The organism is Bradyrhizobium tropiciagri (assembly GCF_018130545.1).
Taxonomy (GTDB): domain Bacteria; phylum Pseudomonadota; class Alphaproteobacteria; order Rhizobiales; family Xanthobacteraceae; genus Bradyrhizobium; species Bradyrhizobium tropiciagri_A.
The window spans coordinates 511,617-538,279 of the sequence record NZ_JAFCKF010000005.1 but is presented as its reverse complement, the minus strand read 5'-3'; the positions used below and the strand labels follow the sequence as shown (position 1 = coordinate 538,279).

26 protein-coding genes are annotated in these 26,663 nt (G+C 64.7%); 9 read left to right on the top strand and 17 right to left on the bottom strand.

What is annotated here, in order from left to right; translation table 11 throughout:
* Positions 1-113: 113 nt before the first annotated feature.
* From JQ616_RS24085 to JQ616_RS24060, 6 genes are all read right to left on the bottom strand, one after another.
* Positions 114-890 carry an HpcH/HpaI aldolase family protein gene (locus JQ616_RS24085; protein ID WP_212018696.1) on the bottom strand — a complete coding sequence of 259 codons (777 nt, stop codon included), beginning with the start codon at positions 888-890 and terminating at the stop codon, positions 114-116.
* 63 nt (positions 891-953) lie between these two features.
* Positions 954-2,039, bottom strand: coding sequence for a malate/lactate/ureidoglycolate dehydrogenase (locus JQ616_RS24080; RefSeq protein WP_212018694.1), 1,086 nt, complete (start codon positions 2,037-2,039; stop codon positions 954-956).
* 36 nt (positions 2,040-2,075) lie between these two features.
* Positions 2,076-2,804 carry an ABC transporter ATP-binding protein gene (locus JQ616_RS24075; RefSeq protein ID WP_212018692.1) on the bottom strand — a complete coding sequence of 243 codons (729 nt, stop codon included), beginning with the start codon at positions 2,802-2,804 and terminating at the stop codon, positions 2,076-2,078.
* Entirely contained in the window at positions 2,804-4,576 is a 1,773-nt protein-coding gene (locus JQ616_RS24070) for a branched-chain amino acid ABC transporter ATP-binding protein/permease (RefSeq protein WP_212018690.1), read from the bottom strand. The genes JQ616_RS24075 and JQ616_RS24070 overlap by 1 nt, the downstream gene beginning before the upstream one ends.
* Positions 4,573-5,445: a branched-chain amino acid ABC transporter permease gene (locus JQ616_RS24065; RefSeq protein ID WP_024579420.1), complete on the bottom strand. Its 873-nt coding sequence runs from the start codon at positions 5,443-5,445 to the stop codon at positions 4,573-4,575. The genes JQ616_RS24070 and JQ616_RS24065 overlap by 4 nt, the downstream gene beginning before the upstream one ends.
* Before the next feature lie 72 nt (positions 5,446-5,517).
* Entirely contained in the window at positions 5,518-6,663 is a 1,146-nt protein-coding gene (locus tag JQ616_RS24060) for an ABC transporter substrate-binding protein (RefSeq protein WP_212018688.1), read from the bottom strand.
* A 271-nt stretch (positions 6,664-6,934) separates the two neighbouring features.
* On the opposite strand from JQ616_RS24060, the gene JQ616_RS24055 reads away from it, so the two are divergent.
* The gene (locus JQ616_RS24055; RefSeq protein ID WP_212018686.1) at positions 6,935-7,930 is read left to right on the top strand and encodes a GntR family transcriptional regulator; all 996 of its coding nucleotides are present in this window, start codon (positions 6,935-6,937) and stop codon (positions 7,928-7,930) included.
* Between the two features lie 23 nt (positions 7,931-7,953).
* Here JQ616_RS24055 and hpaR read toward each other — a convergent pair whose 3' ends face one another.
* The gene (hpaR, locus tag JQ616_RS24050) at positions 7,954-8,481 is read right to left on the bottom strand and encodes a homoprotocatechuate degradation operon regulator HpaR (RefSeq protein ID WP_212018684.1); all 528 of its coding nucleotides are present in this window, start codon (positions 8,479-8,481) and stop codon (positions 7,954-7,956) included.
* Positions 8,482-8,692: 211 nt separating this feature from the next.
* On the opposite strand from hpaR, the gene hpaH reads away from it, so the two are divergent.
* The 6 genes from hpaH to JQ616_RS24020 all read left to right on the top strand — a co-directional run bounded on the left by hpaH (position 8,693) and on the right by JQ616_RS24020 (position 15,204).
* Positions 8,693-9,499, top strand: a complete 807-nt coding sequence (gene hpaH, locus JQ616_RS24045; protein WP_212018682.1) for a 2-oxo-hept-4-ene-1,7-dioate hydratase — start codon at positions 8,693-8,695, stop codon at positions 9,497-9,499.
* 21 nt (positions 9,500-9,520) lie between these two features.
* Positions 9,521-9,919 carry a 5-carboxymethyl-2-hydroxymuconate Delta-isomerase gene (locus JQ616_RS24040; protein ID WP_212018680.1) on the top strand — a complete coding sequence of 133 codons (399 nt, stop codon included), beginning with the start codon at positions 9,521-9,523 and terminating at the stop codon, positions 9,917-9,919.
* Positions 9,912-11,456 carry a 5-carboxymethyl-2-hydroxymuconate semialdehyde dehydrogenase gene (gene hpaE / locus JQ616_RS24035; RefSeq protein WP_212018678.1) on the top strand — a complete coding sequence of 515 codons (1,545 nt, stop codon included), beginning with the start codon at positions 9,912-9,914 and terminating at the stop codon, positions 11,454-11,456. The genes JQ616_RS24040 and hpaE overlap by 8 nt, the downstream gene beginning before the upstream one ends.
* 72 nt (positions 11,457-11,528) lie before the next feature.
* Positions 11,529-12,512, top strand: a complete 984-nt coding sequence (hpaD, locus tag JQ616_RS24030; protein ID WP_212018676.1) for a 3,4-dihydroxyphenylacetate 2,3-dioxygenase — start codon at positions 11,529-11,531, stop codon at positions 12,510-12,512.
* Positions 12,513-12,678: 166 nt separating this feature from the next.
* Entirely contained in the window at positions 12,679-13,551 is an 873-nt protein-coding gene (locus tag JQ616_RS24025; RefSeq protein ID WP_212018674.1) for a fumarylacetoacetate hydrolase family protein, read from the top strand.
* A gap of 24 nt (positions 13,552-13,575) precedes the next feature.
* A complete protein-coding gene (locus tag JQ616_RS24020) occupies positions 13,576-15,204 on the top strand; it encodes a thiamine pyrophosphate-dependent enzyme (RefSeq protein WP_212018672.1) in 1,629 nt (542 codons plus the stop codon).
* On the opposite strand, the gene JQ616_RS24015 is transcribed toward JQ616_RS24020, so the two are convergent.
* From JQ616_RS24015 to JQ616_RS23970, 10 genes are all read right to left on the bottom strand, one after another.
* Positions 15,201-16,415: an MFS transporter gene (locus tag JQ616_RS24015; RefSeq protein WP_212018670.1), complete on the bottom strand. Its 1,215-nt coding sequence runs from the start codon at positions 16,413-16,415 to the stop codon at positions 15,201-15,203. The two genes, JQ616_RS24020 and JQ616_RS24015, sit on opposite strands and share 4 nt — an antisense overlap.
* 38 nt (positions 16,416-16,453) lie before the next feature.
* Complete coding sequence (alkB, locus tag JQ616_RS24010) at positions 16,454-17,107, bottom strand: DNA oxidative demethylase AlkB (RefSeq protein WP_212018668.1); 654 nt, start codon at positions 17,105-17,107, stop codon at positions 16,454-16,456.
* Positions 17,108-17,120: 13 nt separating this feature from the next.
* Positions 17,121-17,864, bottom strand: coding sequence for a 2OG-Fe(II) oxygenase (locus tag JQ616_RS24005; RefSeq protein ID WP_212018666.1), 744 nt, complete (start codon positions 17,862-17,864; stop codon positions 17,121-17,123).
* Positions 17,865-18,115: 251 nt separating this feature from the next.
* Positions 18,116-18,802, bottom strand: coding sequence for a DUF2848 domain-containing protein (locus JQ616_RS24000; protein ID WP_212018664.1), 687 nt, complete (start codon positions 18,800-18,802; stop codon positions 18,116-18,118).
* Positions 18,795-20,144, bottom strand: coding sequence for an amidase (locus tag JQ616_RS23995; protein ID WP_212018662.1), 1,350 nt, complete (start codon positions 20,142-20,144; stop codon positions 18,795-18,797). Before JQ616_RS23995 ends, JQ616_RS24000 begins: the two co-directional genes overlap by 8 nt.
* A 112-nt stretch (positions 20,145-20,256) precedes the next feature.
* Positions 20,257-20,976, bottom strand: coding sequence for an ABC transporter ATP-binding protein (locus JQ616_RS23990; protein WP_212018660.1), 720 nt, complete (start codon positions 20,974-20,976; stop codon positions 20,257-20,259).
* Positions 20,966-21,697, bottom strand: a complete 732-nt coding sequence (locus JQ616_RS23985; protein WP_212018659.1) for an ABC transporter ATP-binding protein — start codon at positions 21,695-21,697, stop codon at positions 20,966-20,968. The genes JQ616_RS23990 and JQ616_RS23985 overlap by 11 nt, the downstream gene beginning before the upstream one ends.
* A complete protein-coding gene (locus JQ616_RS23980) occupies positions 21,687-22,607 on the bottom strand; it encodes a branched-chain amino acid ABC transporter permease (RefSeq protein WP_212018657.1) in 921 nt (306 codons plus the stop codon). Before JQ616_RS23980 ends, JQ616_RS23985 begins: the two co-directional genes overlap by 11 nt.
* Positions 22,600-23,523 carry a branched-chain amino acid ABC transporter permease gene (locus tag JQ616_RS23975; protein WP_212018655.1) on the bottom strand — a complete coding sequence of 308 codons (924 nt, stop codon included), beginning with the start codon at positions 23,521-23,523 and terminating at the stop codon, positions 22,600-22,602. Before JQ616_RS23975 ends, JQ616_RS23980 begins: the two co-directional genes overlap by 8 nt.
* A gap of 45 nt (positions 23,524-23,568) precedes the next feature.
* Complete coding sequence (locus JQ616_RS23970) at positions 23,569-24,816, bottom strand: amino acid ABC transporter substrate-binding protein (RefSeq protein ID WP_212018653.1); 1,248 nt, start codon at positions 24,814-24,816, stop codon at positions 23,569-23,571.
* 244 nt (positions 24,817-25,060) lie between these two features.
* On the opposite strand from JQ616_RS23970, the gene JQ616_RS23965 reads away from it, so the two are divergent.
* A complete protein-coding gene (locus tag JQ616_RS23965) occupies positions 25,061-25,474 on the top strand; it encodes a Zn-ribbon domain-containing OB-fold protein (RefSeq protein WP_212018651.1) in 414 nt (137 codons plus the stop codon).
* 5 nt (positions 25,475-25,479) lie between these two features.
* Complete coding sequence (locus JQ616_RS23960) at positions 25,480-26,619, top strand: thiolase C-terminal domain-containing protein (protein ID WP_212018649.1); 1,140 nt, start codon at positions 25,480-25,482, stop codon at positions 26,617-26,619.
* Positions 26,620-26,663: the final 44 nt, after the last annotated feature.

Below are 26,663 nucleotides of genomic sequence, written 5' to 3'. Positions count from 1 at the left end.
ATGTCAATTGCAACGATGGTGCTCGCCGGATAGATGCCCCTCACCCCAACCCTCCAAGAGCCAGCTTCGCTGGTCTCGGCCCCGTGAAGAACGGGGCGAGGGAGAGGATCGAGTTACGCCTTGCCGCCGGACTTCTCGCGGGTCTGGTTGACCTGCATCTTGGCGTAGACCTGCATCAGGCCGACTTCGTTCGACAGCGTCACGAGCTTGAAGCCCATGTTGATCGCGCGCACCGCGCCTTCGGCGCCGGAGCAGTGGATGCCGGGGTTGAGGCCGCGCTTGCCGCACTCCTTGATGATCTTCTCGTAGATCTTGAGGATCTCCGGCTCGTCGCGATCGAGCTTCGGCACCAGGCCGTAGGAGAAGCCTAGATCGGACGGGCCGATATAGACGCCGTCGATGCCTTCGACATCGAGGATGGCTTCCATGTTCTCGACCGCGGTCTTGGTCTCCATCATCGGCAGCAGCACGATCTCGTCGTTCGCGGTCTGCTGATAGCTGCCGGCCGAGCCATACATGCCGGAGCGGATCGGGCCGTTGGAGCGCACGCCCTTCGGCGGATACTTGGCATACGAAACGAGGTTCTTGGCTTCCTGCGGCGTGTTGACCATCGGGCAGATCACGCCATAGGCGCCGCCGTCCAGCACCTTGCCGATGATGCCGGGCTCATTCCAGGGCACGCGGACCATCGGCGTCACCGGATGGGCATGCATCGCCTGGAAGCATTGCACCATCGACTGATAATCCTGCACGCCATGCTGCATGTCGACGGTGACGCTGTCGAAGCCGCATTGCGCGATCACTTCGGCCGAAAACCCGGAGGGGATCGCGAGCCACGCGTTGACCACCGCCTTACCCGATGCCCAGACCTGCTTGACCTTGTTTGCCATTGATTGCGTTTCCTTTTGTGGTTCTCGAAGGTTTTCTTGAAGGGTTTTCTTGGAGAGCAGGCCTCAGCTGGTCGCCCGCTGGATCGAGACTTCGCTGACGCCGACTTCGCGCGCGGTATTCACTATCGCCGCCCAGGTGTCGTCAGGCAAGGGGATGCCGTTCTTGGTGCGATCGGCGCGGGTCTTGCGCTCGGGATCGCCCGGAACCAGCACGGAATCCGTGCCCGCGATCGGCTTGGTGGCGCGGATGAAATCGGTGTAGCGGGTGATTTCGCCGTCGAAGAAGTTGCTGGTGTCGATCACCTTGGGATCGATGTAGAACGCCATCATGCCGTTGGCGAAGCGGCGGTCCGACGATGTCGCACCGGTGCCGGTCAGCGCGCCGCCGAGCAGCTCGCAGATAAAGGCGAGACCCGAGCCCTTGTGATCGCCGAAGGCGCGGATCGCGCCGGTTCCCTTGGTGTGGTCGCGCGGTCCGTCCGGCGTGTATGGGCCATACAGAACATGCGGATCCTCGCTCAGCGTGCCGTCGGCATCGACCAGCGCGCCGATCGGCAGCTTCTTGCCGCCCCGGCTCGCGACCAGGCACTTGCCCTCGGCGACGACTGAAGTTGCGAAATCGAGCACGATCGGATCCTGGCCCTGGCGCGGAATGCCGACGCAATAGGGCGCGGTCGACAGCCGCTTCTCGACGCCGCCATAGGGCGCGACCAGCAGCGAGCCCGCCGCGGTCACGAAATGAATTGAAACGAGGCCTTCGGCGGCGGCCATTTCGGCCCAGTCGCCGACGCGGCCGAGATGGCCGGAATTGCGCAGCGCGACCGCAGCAAGCCCCGCTTTCTTGCACTTCTCGATGCCGAGCCTCACCGCAACCGGCGTGACGGTCTGGCCATAGCCGAACTTGCCATCGACGACAGCGAGCGACGGCGTGTCGACCACCACCTCGGGGGTCTGGTTCGGCACGATCGAGCCCATCTTCTTCCACCGGACATAAACCGGCACGCGGATCACGCCGTGACTGTCGTGCCCGGTGAGGTTCGCCGTCGTCAGGTAGGTCGCGATGCGCTTCGCCTCTTCCGCAGACGACTCCGAATGCGAAAACACCTCGGACACGAAGTTGATGAGATTATCGACTTTGATGGTGACCATGAAAAACCAGCTCGCTCAGTAAAGCACGGGACGTTGTCAGGCGTGGGTCTTGGCGTGGCCGCCGAGATAGGCGGCGGCGATGGCCTCATTACCCCACAATTCGTCGGGCTTGCCACCGAGCACGATCCGCCCGGTTTCGAGGACAAAGCCGTGATCGGCCACCGAGAGTCCCATGCGCGCATTTTGCTCGACGAGCAAGACCGTGGTGTCCTTCCTGATCTGCGAAATGATGCGGAACACCGCCTGCACGATCACAGGTGCGAGACCGAGCGACGGCTCGTCGAGCAGCAACAGCCGCGGCTTGGCCATCAGCCCGCGCGCCACCGCGACCATCTGCAGCTGGCCGCCGGACAGCGTCCAGCCGAGCACGTTGGAGAACGAGCGGATATCCGGGAACAGATCGAACATCGCGTCGGCTTCGCGCGAAATCTGCGACGCCGAGACCTTCCGGTTCGACGCGCCGAGCATGATGTTCTCTTTCACGGTGAGGCCCGGAAACACGCGGCGGCCTTCCGGAACATGCGAGATGCCGAGGCGCACGATCGCTTCCGGCCCGAGGCCCGCGATCGAATGACCATCGAACATGATGTCGCCGGAGGTGGGCTTGGCGAGACCGGAGATCGCGCGCAGCGTGGTCGACTTGCCGGCACCGTTGGCGCCGAGCAGCGTGACCACCTGGCCCTGCTCCACGGCGATGGTGACGCCGCGCAGCGCTTCGATCTCGCCGTAGCGGACCACGAGATTGCGGATTTCGAGCAGCGGCATCATTCGCTCCCGAGATAGGCGGAGACGACGTCGGGATGGCGCAGCACCGCCATCGATTCGCCGTCCGCGATGCGGCGTCCGAAGTTCAGCACGGTGATGTGCTGGGCGGCTTCCGAGACCAGCGTCATGTCGTGATCGATGATCAGGATGGTGAGGCCTTGCACTGCAATGCGCTTGAGCAGCTCATGCAGCTCCAGCTTCTCGGTCGAGTTGAGGCCGGCGGCCGGCTCGTCGAGTAGCAGTAGCGTCGGGTTCGAGGCCAGCGCCCGCGCGATCTCGATCAGGCGCTGGTGGCCGTAGGAGAAGCTCGAGATCAATTCGTTGGCGCGGCTGCCGAGTCCGACGAAGGTCAGCGCCTCCATCGCCCGTTCGGTCAGCGCGTCATCGCCCTTCCCGATCATGGTGTTGCCGGGCCGCTCGGCACCGATCTCGACATTCTCCAGCGCCGTCATCGAGCGGAACAGGCGAATGTTCTGGAAGGTACGTCCGAGACCCGCGGCAGTGCGTTGATGCGGTGCCATGTTGGTGATGTCGGTGCCGTCGAGCACGATCTTGCCTGATGTGGCCTTGTAGAGGCCGGACAGCACGTTCAGCGTCGTGGTCTTGCCGGAGCCGTTGGGCCCGATCAGCGCATGCACGCCGCCGCGCTTCACCGCGATGTCGACACCGTCGACCGCCTTGAGGCCGCCGAAATGCTTCGAGAGCCCGGTGACCTCGAGCACGATGTCGCCACCCGTGGTCGCGGGCTTGAGGTGAAGCGCTCCGGCAACGGGCGGCGCCTTGGTGTGCGCACGCCAGCGCGTGAAGGCGTCCGACACGAAGCCCCAGATGCCGTCAGGCATGAAGCGGATGATCAGGATCACCGACAGGCCATAGATGGCGAGGTAGAGACCCGGCACACTCTTGAGGAAGCGCAGCCATTCCGGGATCAGGATCAGCAGGCCGGTGCCGATCACCGAGCCGACCGGCGAGGCGACGCCGCCGAGCAGCGACATGGTCAGGAACTGGATCGATTCCGCAAACGAGAACTGGTCCGGGCTGACATAGGCGAAGCCGCCGGCGAACAGGCCGCCCGCCAGGCCACCGAGCACCGCGCACACCGCAAAGGCGGAGACCTTGGTCCGGAACACATCGATGCCGTTGACACCGGCCGCGAGCTCGTTGTCACGCACCGCCCGCATGGCGCGGCCCAGCTTGGTGTCAGGCAGATGCCAGACCAGATAGCCGACGATCGCGAGCATCGCGACACAGAAAGCCAGATAGCTCTGCGAGGACTGGAACAGCTCGGGCCGGCGGATGTTGGCGACGCCGTCCGGTCCGTGGGTCACGCCGACCGCGTTGATCATCACCAGCGTCACGATCTGCTGGAACGAGATCGTCACCATCGCAAGGTAATGCCCGCCGAGCCGCAGCGTCGACATGCCCAGGAACGCACCGGCAACCAGCGTGATCGCGCAGGCGCCGACCAGGCAGAGCCAGAAGTTCAGGTGCAGGTCGGCGGTCCCGAGGCCGACGGCATAAGCGCCGAAGCCGAAGAACGCGGCCTGCGCCAGATTGATCTGGCCGCACAGGCCGAGCACGACCGACAAGCCGAACACCGCGATCGAGAAGGTCGTGGCCTGCAGCAGGATGTTGAGGATGTAACCGTCGAACTGCATGCTGGCGGCGAGCGCCACCAGCACCGCGGCGCCGAGGAAATACGGCAGATGCCGGATGATCAGCGGCTTCGAGCGCACGGCGGGCGCCGGGATCATGTTGTCGCTGGCGCTCATGCTTTCTCCGCGACGCGTTCGCCGAAGATGCCCTGCGGCCGGAACACCAGGAAGGCGATCAGCACCAGGAAGGCAAAGCCGTCCTTGTACGGCACCGAAATGTAGGCGGCGCCGAACGTCTCGATCACGCCGAGCGCGAGGCCGCCGACGATGGCGCCCGCAACATCACCGAAACCGCCGATGATGGTGGCAGCAAACGCCTTCAACGCGATGGTCGAGCCCATCTGGATCGAGACGAACAGCACCGGCGCCACCAGGATGCCGGCGAGACCGCCGAGCACGGCCGAATAGATGAAGGTGATCATGATCATGGTGGAGACGGAAATGCCGAGCAGCGAGGCCATCTCCTTGTCCTGCGAGGTCGCCTGCAGCTTCTTGCCGAGCAGCGTCTTCTCGAAGAACCAGAAATTGAACAGCACCAGAAAGATCGTGACGCCGATGATCAGAAGATACTGGCTGTCGAGATAGACCGGGCCGAGCTGGATGCCGGGCGTATCGAACCAGCCCTGCAGCACCTGCGGCTGCGGACCATAGATCGCGAGCACCGAGTTCGACAGCAGGATCGAGGCGCCGATGGTGGCGATGATCACGGGCAGATAGGTGCGGTGGCGCAGCGGATAGTAGACGCCGAGATTGAAGATGACGCCGAGCAGCGCCATGCCGGCAAGCGCAATCACGAAGGACAGCCAATAAGGCAGGCCGAGCTCGACGCAGACCACCATCAGATAGGCGGCGACCATCGAGAATTCGCCCTGCGCGAAATTCACCACGTTGGTGGCGCGGAAGATCAGCACGAAACCGAGCGCGACCAGCGCGTAGACCGCGCCGATGCCGATTCCGGTGAATAGCAGTTGGAGAACCAGATCCATGACAGCGCTCGATCAGAACAGTGTGCGCAGTAGATCGGCCCCGCCGCGTTCAACGGCGAGGCCGAGCCGCGATCAATCGTTGAAGTCGATGTGCTTGTCGTAGACGATCTTGCCCTTGTCGTTCTTCACGACATTGTAGCCGTGCAGACCGTCGCCGTTCTTGTCGAAATTATATTCGCCTTCGGCGCCGGCGAATTTCTGCGTCGCCAGAATGGCCTCGCGGATCTTGGTCGGATCGGTCGAGCCGGCCTTGTTGATCGCCGCCGACAGGATGGTGATCGCGTCATAGGGCCAGGCGCTCTGGTTGTCCGGCGCGGTCTTGTAGGCATCGCGGTAGGACTTGCCGAACGCCTTCGCAACGTCGCTCGAATCTTCGGCGAAGTCGGCGACGCCGTAGGTGCCGAACAGCGCAGGGCCGGCGAGCTTGGTCGAGGACACCGCCACCACCGAGGGCGAACCGACCCAGGGAATGTTGACGCCGAGCTGGCGCAGCTGCCGGGCAAAGATGCCGAGATCGTTCTCGAAGGTGAAGTAGGTGCCGAGCACGTCGGCGCCGGACTGCTTCACGGCCAGCACGACCGGGGTGAAGTCCTGGCTCTGGTTGGCGTAGCCCTGGTCGAGCACCGGCGGCGCGCCGAGCTTGGTCAACGCTTCGCTGAGCGCCTTGCCGCCCGCGGTGCCGAAGGCATCGGTGGAATGCACGATCGCCCATTTCTTCTTGCCGAGCGTGTTGACGCCGTAGTCGGCGATCACGCGGCCGGAATAATTGTCATTCGGGCGGAAGCGGAACAGCCAGGGATTGCCGGAATGGGTGAGATCCGGATTGGTGCCGCCGATCATGACCGGCTTGCCGACCTTGATCACGTCGGGGGCCATCGCCTGCACCTGGGTCGAACGGATCGAGCCGAGGAAGGCGACGATGTCGGATTGCGCGGCGAGCTTGGAGAACGCCAGCACGATGCCCGGATTGGTGGTCTGGTCGTCCTCGATGACGAGTTCGACCTGCTTGCCGAGCACGCCGCCGGCCTTGTTGACCGCGGCCAGCGCCAGCTTGGCGCCGTTCTGGGCCCACAGCCCCTGCTCCGCGGCCGGACCGGTCACCGGCACGCACATGCCGATCTTGATCGTCGCGCCCTGCGCCCACGCGCTGCGCATCAGCGCCGGAGCAGCGAGACCTGCCGCCAAGCCGGCGGAAAACTCACGCCTCGTCAGTTTCATTCAATCCTCCCTTGATGGCGCCGAACTTGGATGCCGGCTGCATTGAGACGAGCTGGACGCATAGACCCGTTGCCCGATCCGCGGCCATCAAAACAGCGCGACGAACAAACATTAACGCCGCTGCAGCGCACAAGACGTGCAACGGCGACAATCGATCCAAACGTATCGACCCAGCTAAACATGATTGCACATTGCACGCAATAGCCAAAACTTCGCTGGCGGCGGTGCGTAAATGCCTGCTACGACTAATGTGACCGACGGGCAGTCATCGATGTCGATTCCAAGAGCGAAATCGCAGACCAGACGGAAGCAGCCAGCCTACGCGCTGATCAAGAGCGCATTGGCAAAGCACATCCGGGCCGGCGATGTGCCACCCGGCGCTGTCCTCTCCGAATCGGCGATCGCAACCTTGTTCGGCTCCAGCCGCTCGCCGGTGCGGCAAGCCTTCGAACAGCTCGAGCATATCGGTCTGGTGCGCCGGTTCGACGGTCGCGGCGTCATCGCCGGCAAGCGCAACGTCGATCCACGGCGCATTCCGATCACACCGGAGATGTTCGGATTGACCGACGGCCCGGTCGAGGCTGTGCGCAGCGATGCCTGGGACACGCTCTATTACAAGCTCGAACGCGAGATCATCTACCGCTCGCTGTTCGGACGCTTCCGGGTCAGCGAGTTGGCGCTGGCGCGGCACTTCCGGGTCGGACGTACCGTCGCGCGCAATTTGCTACTCCGTGCGCAGGCGATCGGAATCCTGGAGAAAGGCGCCAAGGCGCATTGGTACGTGGTGCCACTGGACGAGGATCGCCTCCGCGACATCTTCGAGGTGCGCGCCACCCTCGAGCCGCTGCTGCTGAAATCCGCCGCGGCAAGGATTCCTGCAGCGCTGCTTGACCGGATGGCCGAGCGGCTGCGCGAAGGGATCCAGTACCGTGACGGCGTCGGCGTCGGCGAACTCGACGAGATCGAGGGCGACCTGCATATCCGCTGCCTCGGCTACGGCATCAATCGCGAGATGCTCGAAGCGCTCAAGCGCACCCACTGCGCTTTCGTGATCGGCAAGCACATTCAGGTCGCCCTCACCGCACCACAGATCGATTCCTTCATGGACGAGCATCTGGTGATCATCGAAGCCCTGCGCGCCCGCGACGGCGACGCGGCAGCGACGATCCTGCGCCGCCATATCGAATGGTCGCATTCGAAGGTCGCGGGCTGGATCGCCGAATTCCGCACCATCAACGTGATCTCGCGCGTGCCCTACATGGCCTGAGCGGCATGGCCCGCAGGCCGCGGCTACTCTTCGGCCGCGACCTCGGCGTCATCGGCCGCGCCCATTCCGGCAAGGCTCGCTTCCAGCGCGCCCAGCATCTCCTGCAACTCCGCAAGCTTGCGCACGCCATAGCGCTTGGTAATGGCGGCGTAGATCACCTCGGACGTCGGCGCCACGGCCTCGATCAGCTTCAGTCCCTTGGCGGAGATCGAGACCACCGCGCGCCGCGCGTCGTTTTCCGCCGCCTTGCGCTCGATCAGCGCGCGCGCCTCGAGATCGCGCAGGATTCGCGACAGACTCGGGCCGAGCAGAAACGCCATGCGGGCGAGCTCGGTAACCTCGATCTCATCGACCGCGGTGAGCGCACGCAGGATCCGCCACTGTTGCTCGGTCAGGCCGTGATTGCGCAGCGACGGACGGAATTGCCGCATCACCGCTTCGCGTGCGCGGAGCAGCGACATCGGCAATGAGCGCGAGAATTCGCGCATCGGGGTCCGTCGCGCCGACGCGTCGTCCTCCGGCCGTATCTCATCCAACTTCTTGCGCGCCATGACTAATCCCGATCGTGATGACGTCTCTTTGAGATGTCGTCACGATCTATCTCTCTGTTTGAGCATGATCCTGATCGGAGAACCGGTACCCACTTTTCCGGATCATGCAACATAATCGCAAACTTTTGCACCGCAGCATGCCCGGATTCAGTTTGCGGGAATTCATTTAACATGTTAATCATCTCCCGACATCCACTTTTGTGTAGCACGCATGGCCCTCTCCAAGGACGATATCCGCGCTGCCGCCGAGCGGCTCGACAACGCGGAAAAGACCCGCAAGCAAATCCGCCAGCTTTCGCTGGAATACCCCGGCATTACCCTCGAAGACGCCTACGCGATTCAGAAGTCCTGGGTCGAGATGAAGGTGGCGCAGGGGCGCGTCGTCAAGGGCCACAAGATCGGCCTGACCTCGAAGGCGATGCAGAGCGCGCTCAATATTGACGAGCCGGATTCCGGCATCCTGCTCGACGACATGTTCTTTGCCGATGGCGGCCTGGTGCCGACCGACCGCTTCATCGCCACCCGGGTCGAGGCCGAGCTCGCCTTCGTGATGAAGCACCGCCTCGCTGGGCCGAACTGCACCCTGTTCGACGTGCTCAACGCCACCGACTTCGTGGTGCCGGCGCTGGAGATCCTGGATACGCGTGTGGAACGCGTCGATCCCGAGACCAAGGCGACGCGCAAGATCTTCGACACCATCGCCGACAACGCCGCTAATGCTGGCATCGTGCTCGGCGGCCGGCCGATCCGCCCGCTGGAGGCTGATCTGCGCTGGATCGGCGCGCTCTGCTTTAGAAATGGCCAGCTCGAGGAGACCGGGCTCGCGGCCGGCGTGTTGAATCATCCGGCAACCGCGGTGGCGTGGCTCGCCAACAAGATCGCGCCGAACGGGCTGGCGCTGGAGGCCGGCCAGGTCGTGCTGGCTGGCTCCTTCATCCGCCCGATCGAGACCCGCAAGGGCGACACCATCCAGGCCGATTACGGACCTTACGGTTCCGTGAGCTGCTACTTCGCCTGACGCACCCAGCAGGAGCGCTGCATGCCGCATTTCACGCTTGAATATTCCGCCAATCTCGACGGTCTCGTCGACATGGGCACGACGGTTGAGGTGGTCCGCAAGGCCGCAGTCGAGACCGGCATCTTCCCGCTCGGCGGCATCCGTGTCCGCGCCATCAAGTGCGAGCACTACGCGATCGCCGACGGCCGCAAGACTTACGGCTTCCTCGACATGGTGCTGCGGCTCGGCGAAGGCCGCGACCTCGCCGCCCGCAAGAAAGCCGGCGATCACATTTTCAAGGCGCTATCGGCCCATCTCGATCCGGTCTTCGCCAACAGCAAGTTCGCTCTGTCGTTCGACATGCAGATCAACGACAAGGAAACCAGCTGGAAACGCAACAACATCCACGACGCACTGAAGGTGGAGACAGTCAATGGATAAAGCGACAGCGAAGTCATCAGCCGACGTGTTTCAGGCCAACCGCGATCGCGCCGGTCCATTGCTCGCGAAGTTAAAGGCCGACGGCATCGGCAATGTGATCGACGGCAAGGTCGTGCCGGCGGCATCCGGCCAGACCTTCGAGACCAGATCGCCTGTTGACGGCACGGTGCTCGCGACCGTCGCACGCGGCAATGCCGAGGATATCGACCGCGCGGCAACCGCCGCGGCCAAGGCCTTCAAGGCCTGGCGCGACATGCCGGCGGCGCAACGGCGCAAGGTGCTGCATCGCGTCGCCGATGCGATCGAGGAGCGCGCCGACGATATCGCCGTGCTCGAATGCATCGACACCGGCCAGGCGCACCGCTTCATGGCCAAGGCCGCGATCCGCGCGGCGGAGAATTTCCGCTTCTTCGCCGATAAATGCGGCGAAGCCCGCGACGGCCTCAACACGCCCTCGGACGAGCACTGGAACATCTCGACCCGCGTGCCGATCGGCCCGGTCGGCGTGATAACGCCGTGGAACACGCCGTTCATGCTCTCGACCTGGAAGATCGCGCCGGCGCTCGCGGCCGGCTGCACCGTGGTGCACAAGCCCGCTGAATGGTCGCCAGTGACCGCCGATATGCTGGTCAAGCTCGCCAAGCAGGCCGGCCTTCCCGACGGCGTGCTGAACACCGTGCATGGATTCGGCGAAGAGGCCGGCAAGGCGCTGACCGAACATCCCGCCATCAAGGCAATCGGGTTTGTCGGCGAAAGCTCGACGGGCTCGGCGATCATGGCGCAGGGCGCACCGACCCTGAAGCGGGTGCATTTCGAGCTCGGCGGCAAGAACCCGGTGATCGTGTTCGACGACGCCGATCTCGACCGCGCGCTCGATGCCGTGGTGTTCATGATCTACTCGCTCAATGGCGAGCGTTGCACCTCGTCGAGCCGGCTGCTGGTTCAAGCGAGCATCGCCGACAAGTTCGTCGAGAAGCTGACCGCGCGCGTCAAGGCGCTGAAGGTCGGTCATCCCCTCGATCCCGCGACCGAGATCGGGCCGCTGATCCATGAGCGGCATCTCGCCAAGGTCTGCAGCTATTTCGACGTCGCCAAGAAGGACGGCGCCACCATCGCAGTCGGCGGCAAGGCGCATGACGGCCCCGGCGGCGGCCATTATGTGCAGCCGACGCTGGTCACCGGCGCCAACGCAAACATGCGCGTCGCACAGGAGGAGGTGTTCGGCCCGTTCCTGACCGTGATCCCGTTCAAGGACGAGACTGATGCCATCGAGATCGCCAACGGCGTGCAATACGGCCTGACCGGCTATGTCTGGACCGGCGACATGGGCCGCGCGCTGCGCGTCGCCGATGCGCTGGAAGCCGGCATGATCTGGCTCAATTCGGAAAACGTCCGCCATCTGCCGACCCCGTTCGGCGGCATGAAGTCATCAGGCATCGGCCGCGACGGCGGCGACTACTCGTTCGACTTCTACATGGAAACCAAGCACGTCTCGCTCGCGCGCGGGACGCACAAGATTCAGAAACTGGGAATTTAACCAGCACTCGTCATTCCGGTGCGACGCTTGGCGGCGAGCCCGGAATGACGAACCAAAATTGAGGAAACACCGATGCCCGCTCCGACCCACGTTTTCGATCCGCCGTTCAACATCATCCGTTGCAGCCATGCCGTGCTCGACGTCACCGACCTCGACAAGAGCGCCGCGTTCTACGAGAAGACGGTCGGCCTCCACGTCGAGGACCGCGACGACAAGTCGGTGTATCTGCGCGCCAGCGAGGAGCACCAGCATCACTCGGTGGTACTGCGCAAAGCGGCGAAAGCCGCCTGCAACCGGCTCGGCTTCAAGGTCGGCAATGACGCTGACCTCGACAAGGCCGCCGCCTTCTGCTCCGAGAACGGCATCACCTATGCCTTCGTCGAGCAGCCGTTCCAGGGCCGCACGCTGCAATTCACCGATCCGTTCGGCTTCCAGATCGAACTCTACGCCACGATGGAGAAGCGCCCGCATCTGTTACGGCGTTACGACCTCTACAAGGGTTGCCATCCGCAGCGGCTCGACCATTTCAACGTGTTCGCCGCCGAAGTGCAGGACACCGTCGATTTCTACGCCCGGCTCGGCTTCCGCCTTACCGAATATGCCGAGGAGGATGGCGACAATGGCCGCATCGCAGCCGCCTGGATGCATCGCAAGGGCAATGTCCACGACTTCGCCATCACCAACGGCAAAGGTCCGCGCCTGCACCACATCGCCTATTGGGTGCCGACTGCGATGAACATCGTGCATCTCTGCGACGTGATGGCCTCCTCCGGCTTCCTCAAGAACATCGAGCGCGGCCCGGGCCGGCACGGCATCTCAAACGCCTTCTTCCTCTACATCCGCGATCCCGATGGCCATCGCATCGAGCTCTACACCAGCGATTATTTCACCGGGGATCACGACCATGAGCCGCTGCGCTGGTCGCTGCGCGATCCGCGCCGCCAGACGCTGTGGGGCGCGCCGGCGCCGCGCTCCTGGTTCGAGGAAGGTTCGACCTTCGCAGGGCAGGCGGTGCGCGAGCCGCGCTTCGTCGCCGACGTGCTGGTTGCGGACTAACGCACGCCTCCATCCACCCGTCGTCCCTGCGAAAGCAGGGACCCATAACCACAGAACCCCATTGCTACCAGGATAGTCGCCCCGCGTGCCATAATGTGAGGCCTGTGGTTATGGGTCCCGGCTCGCGCTTCGCTTGGCCGGGACGACATCAAGAATTGGATCGCTAATGTCAGCCCCTCGCCTCGCCACCTATTCCGTCAATGGCGCCACCAGCTATGGCGCCGTCACCGACACTGGGATCGTCGACCTCTCGTCGCGCTTCGCCAAGGATTATCCGACCTTGCGCGAGGCGATCGCCGCCGGTGCGCTGAGCAAGCTCGTGGAAGACGCCGCCAAGCGATCGCCCGACCACGCGCTCGACGCGGTCGCCTGGCAGCCGCCGATCCCGGCGCCGGACAAGATCATTTGCATCGGCGTCAACTATCCGGACCGCAATGCCGAGTACAAGGACGGCTCAGACGCGCCGAAATACCCGAGCATGTTCCTGCGGGTGCCGCGCTCCTTCGTCGGCCATAACACGCCGGTGGTGCGGCCGCGGATCTCGCCGCAGCTCGACTATGAGGGCGAGCTGGTACTCGTGATCGGCAAGGCCGGCCGACACATTCCGGAAAGCGCCGCGCTCGATCACATCGCCGCGATCACGCTCTGCAATGAAGGCACCATCCGCGACTGGGTGCGGCACGCCAAGTTCAACGTGACCCAGGGCAAGAACTTCGATTCCACCGGCAGTTTCGGGCCATGGATCGTGCCCTACAGCAGCGAAGCGCAGATTGCTGATATCCGCCTGACCACGCGGGTCAACGGCGAGGTCAGGCAGGACGACCGCACCTCGCGCTTGATCTTCGGCTTCCGCTACCTCATCAACTACATCTCGACTTTCACGACATTGGTTCCCGGCGACATCATCGTCACGGGGACGCCGACCGGAGCGGGTGCGCGGTTCGATCCGCCGCGCTATCTGAAGCCCGGCGATGTCGTCGAGGTCGAAGCCGAAGGCGTCGGCATCCTGCGCAACGGCGTCGTCGACGAAGCCATCTAACCCCGCAAGCAAGTGGACAGTGCCATGACCTCAACATCCGGCGGCGAAGCGATCGTCAACGGCCTCGTCGCTCACGGCGTCGACACCGTGTTCGGCCTGCCCGGCGCGCAGATCTATGGCCTGTTCGATGCGTTCCACCAGGCGCAGCTCAAGGTGATCGGCGCCCGGCATGAGCAGGCCTGCGGCTACATGGCGTTCGGCTACGCCCGCTCCTCCGGCAAGCCCGGCGTGTTCAGCGTGGTGCCCGGCCCTGGCGTGCTCAACGCCTCGGCGGCGCTGCTCACTGCCTTCGGCTGCAACGAGCCGGTGCTGTGCCTGACCGGCCAGGTGCCGACGCAATTCCTCGGCAAGGGCCGCGGCCATCTGCACGAGATGCCGGATCAGCTGGCGACGCTGCGTACCTTCGTGAAATGGGCGGAGCGGATCGAATATCCCGACAACGCGCCTGCGATGGTGTCGCGCGCCTTCCAGGAGATGCTGTCGGGCCGGCGGGGCCCGGCGTCGCTGGAGATGCCGTGGGACGTGTTCACCCAGCGCACCCAGGTCGCAGCCGTCAAGCCATTCGATCCGTTGCCGGCGCCGCAGCCCGATCCGGATCGTATCAAGGCGGCCGCCGATCTGATCGCCGGCAGCAAGACGCCGATGATCTTCGTCGGCAGCGGCGCCATCGAGGCGCGCGAGGAAATCCTCGAACTGGCCGAGATGATCGACGCGCCTGTGGTCGCCTTTCGTAGCGGCCGCGGCATCGTCTCCAACACGCACGAGCTCGGGCTCACCATGGCCTCGGCCTACAAGCTATGGCCGAAGACCGATCTGATGATCGGCATCGGCACCCGCATGGAGCTGCCGACGATGTCGCGCTGGCCGTATCAGCCGACCGGTCTGAAATGCGTGCGTATCGACATCGATCCGGTCGAGCTGCGGCGCTGGCCGGCCGACGCTGCCGTGATCGCCGACGCCAAGGCTGCGACCGCCGACCTCGTCGCGGCCGTCCGCAAGGCCGGCTACAGCAAGACCTCGGGCCGCCGCGCCGCGATCCGCGAGGCGACTGCCGCGACCGAGCAGGAGATCCAGCGCATCCAGCCGCAGATGGCCTATCTGAAGATCCTGCGCGAGGTGCTGCCGGCGAACGCCATCGTCACCGACGAGCTGTCGCAGGTCGGCTTCGCCTCCTGGTACGGCTTTCCGATCTACGAACCGCGCACCTTCGTCACCTCGGGCTATCAGGGCACGCTCGGCTCGGGCTTCCCGACCGCGCTCGGCGCCAAGGTCGCCAACCCGAACAAGCCGGTGGTCGCGATCACCGGCGACGGCGGTTTCATGTTCGGTGTGCAGGAGCTTGCCACCGCGGTGCAGTTCAAGATCGGCGTGGTGACGTTGGTGTTCAACAACAACGCCTATGGCAATGTCCGCCGCGACCAGCGCGAGCGCTTCGACGGCCGCGTCGTCGCCTCCGACCTGGTCAATCCGGATTTCGTCAAGCTCGCGGAGTCCTTCGGCGTCGGCGCCGCGCGCGTCACCTCGCCCGATCACTTCCGCCCCGTGCTGGAGAAGGCGCTGGCCGACGGCGGGCCCTACGTGATCTCGGTGGAAGTGCCGACGGATTCCGAAGTCTCGCCCTGGGCGTTCATCCATCCGGCGCGGAATAACTAGGCGCTCTTCACGCCGCGGTGCAGCCGCGACGCGGCGATCACGAGCAGGCCGGCTCCGGCGACCGACCAGCAGGCGACCGGCGCCCAATGCACCAGCGGCGCATAGTCCGGCATCTTCTGCAGGCCGCCGGCGACCGCCGCCATCCGCGCAAAGGTCGCAAGCGCCAGCGCCGAGAACACGAGGCCGGTGACTTTGCCCTCCGCGCCGGTCTCGCCGATCGCGAGCGCCGCGGACACCGCGCTCATCAGCATGCAGCCCCAGGCCGCGCCCGCCATGAACTGCGCTGCGATCAGGACGTTGAGGCTTCCGGCGATCTCTGCGGCAACGATGGCGAAAGCACCGAGCAGTCCCGCCGCGCCCATCACGATCAGGCCGCCACGATGCTTGACGACGATGCTGGCCGGAAACATCGCGATGTTAAAGCCGATCCAGAACACCGGCATCAGCCATTGCAGCTCATTCGATTTGGCGAAGCGCAAATAGAACGGGGCGCTGTTGATGTTGAAGTGCAGCTGATAGCCGAGCGAGAGCAGCACCATCGATCCGATCAGGAACATCGGCACCGCGCCGAGCCGCTTTGCGGGCGCGGGGAGCCGCACGGGCTCTGTCTCCGCCGCGACGCGCCGTTCGATCCCGGAGAACGCGAGCGCCGTCAGCAGCAGCACGGCGCCGGATAGCACGAACGGCAGTCGCGCATCATGATCGCGCAGCACGACGCCAAGATAGGGCGAGACCGCGCCCGCGATGCCGTAGCCCAGCATCGCCAGCGCGGCGAGGAACGGCACCGACGGCTGCGCGCGATATTTTCCAAGCAGCGTCAGCGGCGGCGCGCGCAACGCAGATGACGTCACCGCCCAGATCACGATCAGTCCGATCAGCCAGACCCTTGCACCCGGCCCGGTGCCGGCGACATAAGGCAGAGCGATGAAGGCAGCGCAGGAGATCGCGGCAACGATGCCGACGAACAGGCCGAGACGGCCGACCAGGATCGAAATCCTGTCGGCGGCCATGCCCATCGCGGTATCCGTGATGGTGAAGATGGCCTGATCCATCATCAGGATCAGGATCACGGTTGAAGGCGCGATGCCGACTTCGGCGCACAGCTTCGGCAAATAGATCAGGTAGGTGGTCCAGCCCAGCGTGAACACGAGCTGCAGCACGGCGAGATAGACGCCGGTACGATTGACCGCGCGGTCGGCCTTGGTGGTCATGTCAGGAGCTTAGACCACCCGCCTCGTTTGCGGGAGGGTCAGCGGACCTTGCGGAAGGTCAAATTGATGCGCTGGCGGCCAAGCACGCTGTGCTCGCCGTCGGCGAGCGGCGCCACGCCGTGATAAAATAACCGTGACGGCCCGCCCCACACCGCAACATCACCATGTTCGAGCCGGTAGCGGCGCGGCGTATCGCTGCGCTTCAGCCCGCCGAACAGGAAGATCGCCGGCAGCCCGAGCGAGATCGAGACGATCGGTGCGCCGTAATCGAGTTCGTCCTTGTCCTGATGCAGCGACAGTTTTGCACCGGGCACGTAGCGGTTGATCAGGCAGGCTTGCGGCGCGAAGCCGTTGAAGCCGACTTCATCAGCGGCGTCCGCTGCGAGCCTGCGCAACACGTCCGGCATTTCGGGCCAGGGCTGTCCGCTATCAGGATCGATCGGATCATAGCGATAGCCGCTCGCGTCGGAGACCCAGCCGACGCTGCCGCAATTGGTCATGGCAACCGACATGCGGTGGCCGCCGGGCGTGATCAGATGCCGGAACGGCGCCTGCTTGACGATGACGCGCAGCGCCGGGATCAGCTCGGCCTCGAACGGTCGGACAAAGCCGCGCAGCAGCACCGCACCATCAGCGATCGTCTCGCGCGGCGGCCTTGCATCGCCAATTGTCTCGAACAGATCAGCCGCCACGCTTCACTCGCATTCACTTTGCGTCGTGGAAGATCACACCGATGGTGTGGCGATGGCCGGAACGAATCCGGCTTACGCCGTGGCGCAGATTGACACGATACGGCCCCCGCGTCCCCTGCACCGGACGGTGATGCACGGCAAACGCCACCGCATCGCCCTTGGTGAGCGGCACCACCTCGGGCCGCGACTGCATCCGCGGCCGCTGTTCGGTCAGCACGAACTCGCCGCCGGTGAAATCGCGCCCCGGCTGCGACAGCAGGATCGCGACCTGGATCGGAAATACGTGCTCGCCATAGAGATCCTGATGCAGGCAATTGTAATCGCCCTCGCCATATTGCAGCAGCAGCGGCGTCGGCCGGGTCTGCCCGGCCTCGTGGCAGCGTTTCAGGAACGCTGCATGCGACGGCGGATAGCTGATCTCGATCCCCATCGTTTGGTTCCAGCGATTCGCGGTCGCGGTCAGCCGCGCATACAGCGCCGGCCGCAGCTCCGCGATCAGGTCCGGCAGTGGATAGGAGAAGTACTTGTATTCGCCACGGCCAAAACCGTGGCGGCCCATCACGACCTTGCTGCGGAACCGGTTGTCGTCGGGATAGAGCGCCGCGATGGCATCGCATTCCTCCGGGGTGAGCAGGCCACTGAGGACGGCGCAGCCCTGCCCGTCGAGCTCGGTCGTGATGTGGCCCCAGTCGAGCGCGTCAACGCGGGCGAGGCTGCCGGTGGATGGGCGGGTGAGGGTTTTGGCTGTTGCTGTCATGGGGTGGAATCTGGCCCATGAACACGACTCGCGCCACCCGATTTCCGGCGGGAACATGCTCTTGAACGCACCCCAATCTCGCTGTCGTCCCGCCGAAAGCCGGGACCCATAACCACCGTTGCCAGTCGTTGAGATCGCTGGGGCCGCAGCGTGCCAAACCACCATATCCTGTGGTTATGGGTCCCGGCTTTCGCCGGGACGACGCGTGCAAGGAGTGTTAGCTAACCTTTCCGACGCGACTTGCGGCGGGGTCAGCCCCTGACCGGCAGCGTGATCACGTCGTAGCCGTGGCTGATCTTCCGCTTCTTCACCGGATCTTCCAGCTCGAACTCGAAGCGGCTGGCGGGACGGATGCCGCCCTTGGCGGCGAAGGTGCCGCCGAACATGGCGCAGCCGTCGGGCAACGCTCCCTTGTCGAAGCCTCGGGCGATCAGGTCCTTCACCGGCAGCATGTGATCGAGCGTACCTTCCTGGTAGAGCACGCGCTGACCGCCAATCGTCGCCCAGGAGCGTAGCACCAGCTGGTCCCAGTGACCGATGACGTCCTCGAGCTCCCAGAGCTCGGAAGCCATCGGCTTGTCGCACATCTGCTTCGACACCGTGACGCTGTAGCTCTCGACCTTGCGATCGGTATGGTCCGAGCCGCAGCCGACGAAGATGCGGCCCTGCCAGCCGATCAGCACGAACTCGACCTCGCCGCTCGAATCCTCGCCGCAGACCTCGATGGTGTCGGCAAAGGTCAGCCGGCGGGCCGAGCAGCGGTAATAGATCGGCGTCGTCGCGGGCCGCGCGATGCCGAGTGCTTCGAGCTCGGCGATGTGCTTGTCGCGCGCCACCGGGTCCCGGCCGGTCCAGCCGGCGATCACGGCTTGCTTGATTTCAAGCGTGAGCGGCGTGGCGACGCCCTTGTCGTCGATGTTGAAGGTGAGATCAAACACGGATCACGGTCTCCATTCCGGCCGCAAGCTCGAAGATGCGGCGATCCGAACCGCCCGCGGCGGCGAGCATCAGGCCGACCGGCGCCTCGCCCTCGCGATGCGCCGGCAGCGAGATCGAGCAGCCGTCGAGCACGTTGATCAGCGAGGGGTTGCGCAGCGCGCGCAAATTCTCGGTGGCGAATGCCTTGTCGTCGGCAAGCGCCGCGATGCTCGGCGGCAGGTTCGCGGTGGTCGGCAGCACCAGCGCGTCATACGGCGCGATCCGCGCCTCGGTGCGGGCAATGAAGGAGCGGCGCGCGTTGATGAGGTCGATATAGTCTGCCGCCAGAAAGCCCTCGCCGCGCTGGATCCGCACCGCGACGCGGGGATCGTAGATGTCGCCCTTGCTGGCAAGCAGGAACCGGTGCCAGGCATAGCTCTCGGCCGCCGAGAACCCGCCCTTGACGTTCATCAGGCCGACATCGAGAAATTCAGGCACCTCGATGCGCTCGATCAGAGCACCGGCACGCGACAGCGACGCGAGCGCACGCTCGAAGGTTTTTGCCACGGCATCATCGAGATCATCGAGTGCGACCGTGGTCGGCACCGCGAGCCGCATGCCCTTGACCGGGCGCGGGGTGAGCGGCGCCACCGGCTCGTCGGCCAGCACCGCATCGAGCACCGCACAGCAGGCCACCGAATTCGCCAGCGGGCCGTAGCTGTCCAGCGTGAACGACAGCGGCACGCCGCCATCGAGCGGAATCCGGCGCTGCGTCGGCTTGTAGCCGACGATGCCGTTGAAGGCTGCCGGGATCCGGCAGGAACCGCCGGTGTCGGTGCCGAGCGCGCCGAACGCCATGCCGTCGGCGATCGAGACCGCCGCGCCCGAGGACGAGCCGCCGGGCACATGGCCGACGCTCCGGTTCCAGGCGCTCTTCGGCGTGCCGTAATGCGGATTGATGCCGATGCCGGAGTAGGCAAACTCGGTCATGTTGGTGCGGCCGATCACGATGAAGCCGGCGCGCTTGAGCCGCGCCACGACAGGCGCGTCGGCATCCGCCGGCGCGGAATCCTCCAGCGCGCGGGAGCCTGCGCGCGTCACCTGCCCCTTGATGTCGAACAGGTCCTTGATCGAAACCGGAATGCCGGCAAAGGGCGACGGCGCGGCGTTGGCCTTGCGCAGCCGATCCATGGCATCGGCGGCTTCCAGCGCCGCATCACGGTCGACATGAATGAAGGTGCGCTGGCCCTCGCCTGCCGGATCGGCAATCCTGGCGATGCACTGCTCGACGAGCTTGCGGGCAGAGGTCTTGCCGCTGGCGAGATCGGCGGCAAGGGAGGCGAGTGTCGGATGATCGGGCATGGTTTTCACTTCACGGCTTGCACTTCACGGCGTGCGCTTCATGGCTTGCAGCTGATTGTCGCGCGAACCGGGGCCGATTTCCAGTGCGCCGGCCCCTAGCTTCGCATCACTATCACTTCAGCCCGAAATAAGCGCGATGCAGCTCTTCATTGCCGCTCATCTCGGCAACCGAGCCGGAGAAGCGGATCCGCCCGCCTTCCAGCACGAAGACGCGGGTGGCGATCTCGAGGAAACCGATATTCTGCTCGGCGATCAGGAGCGCCAGCCCGCGGCCTTGCAGGCTCGACAGGGCACGCAGCACCTCCTTGACGAACAGCGGCGACAGCCCGGCCGAGGGCTCGTCCATGACCAGGAGCTTCGGCTCAGCCGACAGCGCCTTGGCGATGCCGAGCATCTTGCGCTGGCCGCCGGACAGGCTGGAGGCCGGGTCGCGGCGCTTGTCGCGCAGCACCGGAAACAGGCCATATAGCTCGTCGACCCGCGCGCCTGGATTGGCATGGCCCAGCGCCTGCGCGCCGACCCGGATGTTCTCCTCGATCGACAAATCGGGAAACACCGCAAGCTCCGACATGTAGGTCATGCCGCGCTTCATGCGATCCGACGACCGCATTTTGGTGATGTCCTCGCCGCCGAGCTTGATGTGGCCGCTGCGGGCCTCGATCAGGCCGACCAGCGACTTCAGGAACGTGGTCTTGCCCGCGCCATTGGCGCCGAGCAGCAGCACGGTCTCGCCGGGGCGGACGTCGAGATCGACGCCCCACAGAACCTGCATGGTGCCGTAGCCGGCATCGACGCCCGTGGCGTCCAGAAGCGGCACTGCGTCAGTGGGCATGCTCGCCTCCCAAAAACACTTCGATCACCTGCGGCTCTCGCACCGCGGTGGCGAGCGTGCCCTCGAAGATCTCCTTGCCCGCATTGAGCACGATGACGCGGTCGGTGATCTGCTCGATGAAGCCCATCAGATGCTCGACCACGATGATCGCCATGCCGGTCGCGGCCAGCGCCTTGATGCGGCCGGCGATCCAGTCGAGCTCCGCCGGGTTGAGACCGGCGGCGAGCTCGTCGAGCAGCAACAGCCGCGGCCGCGTCGCGAGCGCGCGGGTCAGATCGAGCATCTTCTGCTGCGCGCTGTTGAGATCGGCGGCCGGGCGGTCGGCGACTTCCTTCAGCCTGTATTCGTCGAGCAGCTCGGCGATCGACGGCGGCGTGCCAGTCGCGCCGCCATAGGCCAGCGCCACCTGGATGTTCTCGCGCACCGTCAGCGACAAAAACGGCTTCGGCACCTGGAAGGTGCGGTTGATGCCGCGATGGACGAGTTTGTGCGAGGCGACGCCGCCGGAGGACACATTGTCGAACACCACCTCGCCGCCATCGGGCGCATAAAGCCCGGAGATCACGTTGATCGCCGTGGTCTTGCCGGAGCCGTTCGGACCGACGAGGCCAAGGATCTCGCCGGGCACGACGTGGAAGCTCAGGCCGTCGAGCGCGTGGAAGCCGCCGAAGCGCTTCACCAGTTTCGAGACCTTGAGGATCGGGGGTTTCTCAGGGGACATGCCACCCCCTGCGCGTTGCCAGCGACACCAGCCCTGCGGGCAGGAACAGCACCAGGCCCATGATCAAAAGCCCATAGATCAGCTGGAAATATTGCGGTGTGGTGAAGCCGATCAGATTGTAGATGCCGTAGAGGATCAGCACGCCGACGATCGGTCCGGTGATGGTGGCGACCCCGCCGAACAGCGCGAACACGATCGCGAAGATCGAGAACTCGCCGGAGAACACGTTGTCCGGATAGAACACCGAGACGTACCAGGCGTAGATGCCGCCGGCGAGGCCGGCGACCAGCGCCGAGGCGAGCCAGGCGATCACCCGCATCTTGATGATGTTGACGCCGGCCATCGAGGCCGACACCGCATCCTCACGCACGGCTTGCAGCGCAAGCCCGAACGACGAGTTCTTGAGATAAACCACCGCGCCGACCGTCAGCGCCATCACGACGACGGCGGCGTAATAGGCATGGGTCGGGTTGAACGTGCCGGTGAGCGAGACGCCATAGGGACCCTTGGTGATCCCCTCCAGCGCCGGATTGGCGACGAAGTGCAGCACCGCGAGCGAGGCCGCGAGGTTGGCGATCGCGAAGTACGCCCCCGACAGCCGCAGCAGCGGCGTCAGCAGCAGGCCGAGCGCAATCGCGACGGCGCCGCCGACCAGCACGGCCAGCGGCGCCGGCGTCTGCAGATGCATCACCATGATGGCAAAGCCATAGGCTCCGGCCCCGAAGAAGCCGACATAGCCGAACGGCAGATAGCCGGTGAAGCCATAGATGATGTTCACGCCTTGCGCGAGGATCAGGAAGATCACGAAGTTGAACAGCAGCAGATGGTTTTGATAGACGCCGGGCAGCAGTGCGAACACCGCCACCAGCGGCGCCAGGATGAACAGCAGGTGTTTCGAGGCGTTATGCAACGCGCACCCGCCTTCCGAGCAGACCGCTCGGGCGCAACAACAGGATCACGATCAACAACACATAGGGCAGCAAGTCGGCCCAGGAACTGAGATAGGTCTGCACCAGCATGTAGCAGAGGCCATAGACGACACCGCCGAGCGCGGTGCCCAAGGGATTGCCGAGCGAGCCGAGCACCACGATCGCGAACGACGTCACCGTCGCATCGGCACCGAACGCCGGCGTCACCGAGCCGAACATGAAGGGCGCGAACACGCCGGCGACCGCTGCGATGCCGAGCCCGATCCCGAACGCCGCCGCCGAGACGCGATCGACATCGATGCCGGTCGCCAAGGCCTCGTCACGGCGAGACATCACCGCGCGGGTCAGGGTGCCGAGCCGCGTGTGGTAGAGATAGAGGTAGACGAGCCCGATCGCGATCAGGCTGGTGATGGCCGCGATCACCCAGGGCGCGGGAAAACCCTGGCCGAAGATCTGGATCGGTCCTGCGCCGGAGGTCTTGCCGCCGAACCATTTGACCTTGATGGTCGTGAACACGGTACCGAGCAACCGGCTCTGGATCGAGCGCTCGCTGGTGCCGGCGAAGATCGTGGTGACGGCTTCGATCACCTGCGACAGGCCGAAGAACAGGATGATCGACAGCATTTCCGGATTGGCCGAGCCCTGCAGACGCGGCACCAGCACCCAGTAGAGCAGCACGCCCGCCAGTACGAAGACCATGAAGGCCAGCGGTATCGCGAACAGCGGGTCGATGTTGGCGATGCCGACCACGCCGAGCGCGATGAAGGCGCCCAGCATCAGGATATCGCCATGCGCAAGGTTGACGATGCGCATGACGCCGAACACGAGATTGAGGCCGATGCCGACCAGGCTGAAATACAGCCCGAACAGCACGCCGGCAACGAGCGCATAGGTCATGCTATCGCTCGCCGCCGAAGGTTACGCCTGCCGTACCGAACTGCATCACGGCGCCGGATAGATCGGCTTGCCGGTGGCGGTCTCGTGCGGATAGATCGAGACGAACTTGATGTGATCGTGCTCGTCGACCGTGAGCTGGCCGAGCGGCGTCAATTCGCCGATCTGCCCGCCGGTCTCGTCCAGCGCGAAGGTGCCGTCCAGCGTCTTGAGCTGGCCGCTGAGCGAGAACACCGCGCGGCGCAGCTCCATCTGGTCGAGGCTGGTCGCAACCGACAGCGTCTTTTCGAGCACCAGCGCGGTGGTGTAGCCGGCCACCGCGTTGAAGCCGAACTCCATCTTGCCGTCGTTGTACTTCTTGGTCCAGGCGGCGCGGAAATCCTTCATGTTCATCCCGAAATTGACGGGATAATCCAATTCGGACGGCGGCACATAGGTCCAGATGTGCTCCAGCCCCTTGGCGCCGACGTTCTTCTCGAGCAGCTCGGTCTCGAGACCGGCATAGATCGCGAACAGCATCTTGAACTTGGTGCCGACGTCCTGGACGTTGCGCAGGAAGGCGATGTCGTTCGGAGCGTAGCCGAAATGGATCACCGCGTCGGGATTGGCGTTACTGATGTTGTTGATGATGACGTTGTAGTTGGTGGTCTCGGTCGGAACGCCCTGGTCGTAGACGATCTCGATCGGTGCCCCGGACTCCTTGACGAACTTGCGGAACGCGTTGGCCTGGGTACCGGTGAACTCGTTGGTCGCGTACAGGATCGCGATCTTCTTGATGCCGAGGCCCGGGCCGTCATGGCTGATGAAGTCGGCGATCGGCTTCGGCCAGACCGTCGACACCGGGTCGGCCATCAGCGCGATGTAGGGATTGTCCTTGGAGAAGAAGCTCGCGCCGGTGCCGGTCTGGTCGAACAGGAACATCTTGTGGTCGCGCGCGATCGCCACCGCGGGGGCCGTCAGCACCGATCCGGAATCGGCGACCAGCAGGTCGACCTTATCCTGGGTGACGAGCTGGTTATAAAGCGTCGCGGCGGTCGCGGTGTTGCTCTGGTCGTCATAGGAGACGAGCTTGATCGGGATCTTCTTGTCGAACGCCTTGACGAACACGCCGCCCTCGGCGTTCTTCTGCTCGACCCACAATTTCAGCGAGCTGTAGACCGGCATCGAGATCGAGGCGTAACGCCCCGAGGACGCGTAGAGCGTGCCGATCTTGATCTCCGACGGTGCGTCGGCGGCCATCGCCTGCGTGGCAAATGCGAGGCTGGCAGCGAGTGCCGCGCCGATGATCCTCAGCATGATATTATTCCTCCCGGGCTCTTTTGGACGTGTCTTGGATATGTCTTGAACGTAGCTTCGACGCGGCCCTTCTACGCGCCGGATCGGAGAGGCACAAGCACGCCGGCCTTAGCAATTGTGCGAGGGGCGGAATATGCGGCATGCGCAGGACACAGGCCGCTGCGCGGGGCACGGATGGGCCGTTGACGGGCCTCGGTCCGATGGCGCATCAAGACCGTAACGATTTCGGGAGGAAACATCAGCCATGGCCGAGCCCGCGCGCGCGAAACCAAAACCGACACCTGAGACCCAGCATTTCTGGGACGGCACCAAGGCCGGCGAGCTGCGCCTGCAGCGTTGCGACGCCTGTGCCAATATCTATTTTCCGCCGCGGCCGTTTTGCCCCTCCTGCGCCTCGCGCAAGGTCTCCGTGTTCAAGGCCAGCGGCAAGGGCAAGCTCTACAGCTACGTCATCAACCACCGTCCCGCCGCTCCCGGCTTCACGCCGCCCTACGCGATCGCCGTGGTCGAACTCGACGAGGGTCCGCGCATGATGAGCAACATCATCGATTGTCCGCAGACGCCGGAAGCGCTCGAGCTCGACATGCCGCTCGAGGTCGCCTTCGAGGCGCTCGACGACAAGATCACCCTTCCCCTGTTCCGTCCGGCGAAGGGGTAACGCAAATGCGAAGGAATCAGGTTGCCGTCGTCGGTGCGGCCGAAACCACCGAACTCGGCGTCATCCCGAACATGTCGCAGATCCAGCTGCACGCGGACGCGGCGCTGAATGCGATCGCGGACGCCGGCTTGAAGCTGTCCGACATCGACGGTTTCGCCACCGCGGTCGAGACTCCGCAGCAGATGGCGCATTATCTCGGCATCACGCCGACCTGGGTCGATGGTACCTCGGTCGGCGGCTGCTCCTTCATGCTGCATGTCCGCCACGCCGCCGCGGCAATCGAGGCCGGGCTGTGCAAGACCGTGCTGATCACCCATGCCGAGAGCGGCAAGTCGATGATCGGCAAGCAGCCGCGCTTCACCGCACCCGACAGCCTCAACGGCCAGTTCGAGGCGCCGTTTGGCGTGTACGGGCCGCCGAGCATGTTCCCGATTCCGGTGCTGCGCTACATGAAGACCCACGGCATCACGCATGAGCAGCTGGCGATGGTCGCCGTCGTGCAGCGCGAATGGGCGGCGAAGAACCCGCGCGCGACCATGAAGGATCCGATCACGGTCGCCGACGTGCTGAACTCGCGGATGATCGCCTACCCGTTCCGGCTGCTGCAATGCTGCCTCGTCACCGACGGCGGCGGCGCGCTGATCCTGACGTCAGCCGACCGCGCCAAGGATTTCCCGAGGAAGCCGGTCTATATCCTGGGCACCGGCGAGAGCGTGGAAACGCCGATGGTCAGCCAGATGAAGACGTTCGACTCATCGCGCGCGTTCAAGGTGGCGGGCCCCTTGGCGTTCAAGGAGGCCGGCATCACCCACAAGGACGTCGATCATCTGATGATCTACGACGCCTTTGCACACCTGCCGCTGTACGGCCTCGGCGACCTCGGCTTCATGCCGCACGAGGAAACCGGCAAGTTCATCGCCGACGGCAACACCCGCCCCGGCGGCAAGCTGCCGCTCAACACCAATGGCGGCGGGTTGAGCTACATGCACTCCGGGATGTACGGCATGTACGCGTTGCAGGAGAGCGTGCGGCAGATGCGCGGCATCGCGCCGGCGCAGGTGCCGAACGCGAAGATCTCGGTCTGCCACGGCGTCGGCGGCATGTTCGCAGCGAGTGGCACGATCATCTTTACGAACGAACGGTAGCAATGGCCGGCGCGACCGTAGCACCCAATCTGTCATTGCCGGGA

Excerpts from the sequence above, each read along its gene's own strand:
- JQ616_RS24075 (WP_212018692.1), bottom strand. The coding sequence starts at position 2,804 with ATGCCGCTGCTCGAAATCCGCAATCTCGTGGTCCGCTACGGCGAGATC.
- JQ616_RS24020 (WP_212018672.1), top strand. The coding sequence starts at position 13,576 with ATGACCTCAACATCCGGCGGCGAAGCGATCGTCAACGGCCTCGTCGCT.
- JQ616_RS23985 (WP_212018659.1), bottom strand. The coding sequence starts at position 21,697 with ATGTCCCCTGAGAAACCCCCGATCCTCAAGGTCTCGAAACTGGTGAAG.
- JQ616_RS23965 (WP_212018651.1), top strand. The coding sequence starts at position 25,061 with ATGGCCGAGCCCGCGCGCGCGAAACCAAAACCGACACCTGAGACCCAG.
- JQ616_RS24080 (WP_212018694.1), bottom strand. The coding sequence starts at position 2,039 with ATGGTCACCATCAAAGTCGATAATCTCATCAACTTCGTGTCCGAGGTG.
- JQ616_RS23975 (WP_212018655.1), bottom strand. The coding sequence starts at position 23,523 with ATGACCTATGCGCTCGTTGCCGGCGTGCTGTTCGGGCTGTATTTCAGC.
- JQ616_RS24055 (WP_212018686.1), top strand. The coding sequence starts at position 6,935 with ATGTCGATTCCAAGAGCGAAATCGCAGACCAGACGGAAGCAGCCAGCC.
- JQ616_RS24005 (WP_212018666.1), bottom strand. The coding sequence starts at position 17,864 with ATGACAGCAACAGCCAAAACCCTCACCCGCCCATCCACCGGCAGCCTC.
- hpaD (WP_212018676.1), top strand. The coding sequence starts at position 11,529 with ATGCCCGCTCCGACCCACGTTTTCGATCCGCCGTTCAACATCATCCGT.
- hpaH (WP_212018682.1), top strand. The coding sequence starts at position 8,693 with ATGGCCCTCTCCAAGGACGATATCCGCGCTGCCGCCGAGCGGCTCGAC.
- JQ616_RS23970 (WP_212018653.1), bottom strand. The coding sequence starts at position 24,816 with ATGCTGAGGATCATCGGCGCGGCACTCGCTGCCAGCCTCGCATTTGCC.
- JQ616_RS24015 (WP_212018670.1), bottom strand. The coding sequence starts at position 16,415 with ATGACCACCAAGGCCGACCGCGCGGTCAATCGTACCGGCGTCTATCTC.
- hpaR (WP_212018684.1), bottom strand. The coding sequence starts at position 8,481 with ATGGCGCGCAAGAAGTTGGATGAGATACGGCCGGAGGACGACGCGTCG.
- JQ616_RS23995 (WP_212018662.1), bottom strand. The coding sequence starts at position 20,144 with ATGCCCGATCATCCGACACTCGCCTCCCTTGCCGCCGATCTCGCCAGC.
- JQ616_RS23990 (WP_212018660.1), bottom strand. The coding sequence starts at position 20,976 with ATGCCCACTGACGCAGTGCCGCTTCTGGACGCCACGGGCGTCGATGCC.
- JQ616_RS24065 (WP_024579420.1), bottom strand. The coding sequence starts at position 5,445 with ATGGATCTGGTTCTCCAACTGCTATTCACCGGAATCGGCATCGGCGCG.
- JQ616_RS24070 (WP_212018690.1), bottom strand. The coding sequence starts at position 4,576 with ATGAGCGCCAGCGACAACATGATCCCGGCGCCCGCCGTGCGCTCGAAG.
- hpaE (WP_212018678.1), top strand. The coding sequence starts at position 9,912 with ATGGATAAAGCGACAGCGAAGTCATCAGCCGACGTGTTTCAGGCCAAC.
- JQ616_RS24040 (WP_212018680.1), top strand. The coding sequence starts at position 9,521 with ATGCCGCATTTCACGCTTGAATATTCCGCCAATCTCGACGGTCTCGTC.
- JQ616_RS24025 (WP_212018674.1), top strand. The coding sequence starts at position 12,679 with ATGTCAGCCCCTCGCCTCGCCACCTATTCCGTCAATGGCGCCACCAGC.
- JQ616_RS24060 (WP_212018688.1), bottom strand. The coding sequence starts at position 6,663 with ATGAAACTGACGAGGCGTGAGTTTTCCGCCGGCTTGGCGGCAGGTCTC.
- JQ616_RS24085 (WP_212018696.1), bottom strand. The coding sequence starts at position 890 with ATGGCAAACAAGGTCAAGCAGGTCTGGGCATCGGGTAAGGCGGTGGTC.
- JQ616_RS23960 (WP_212018649.1), top strand. The coding sequence starts at position 25,480 with ATGCGAAGGAATCAGGTTGCCGTCGTCGGTGCGGCCGAAACCACCGAA.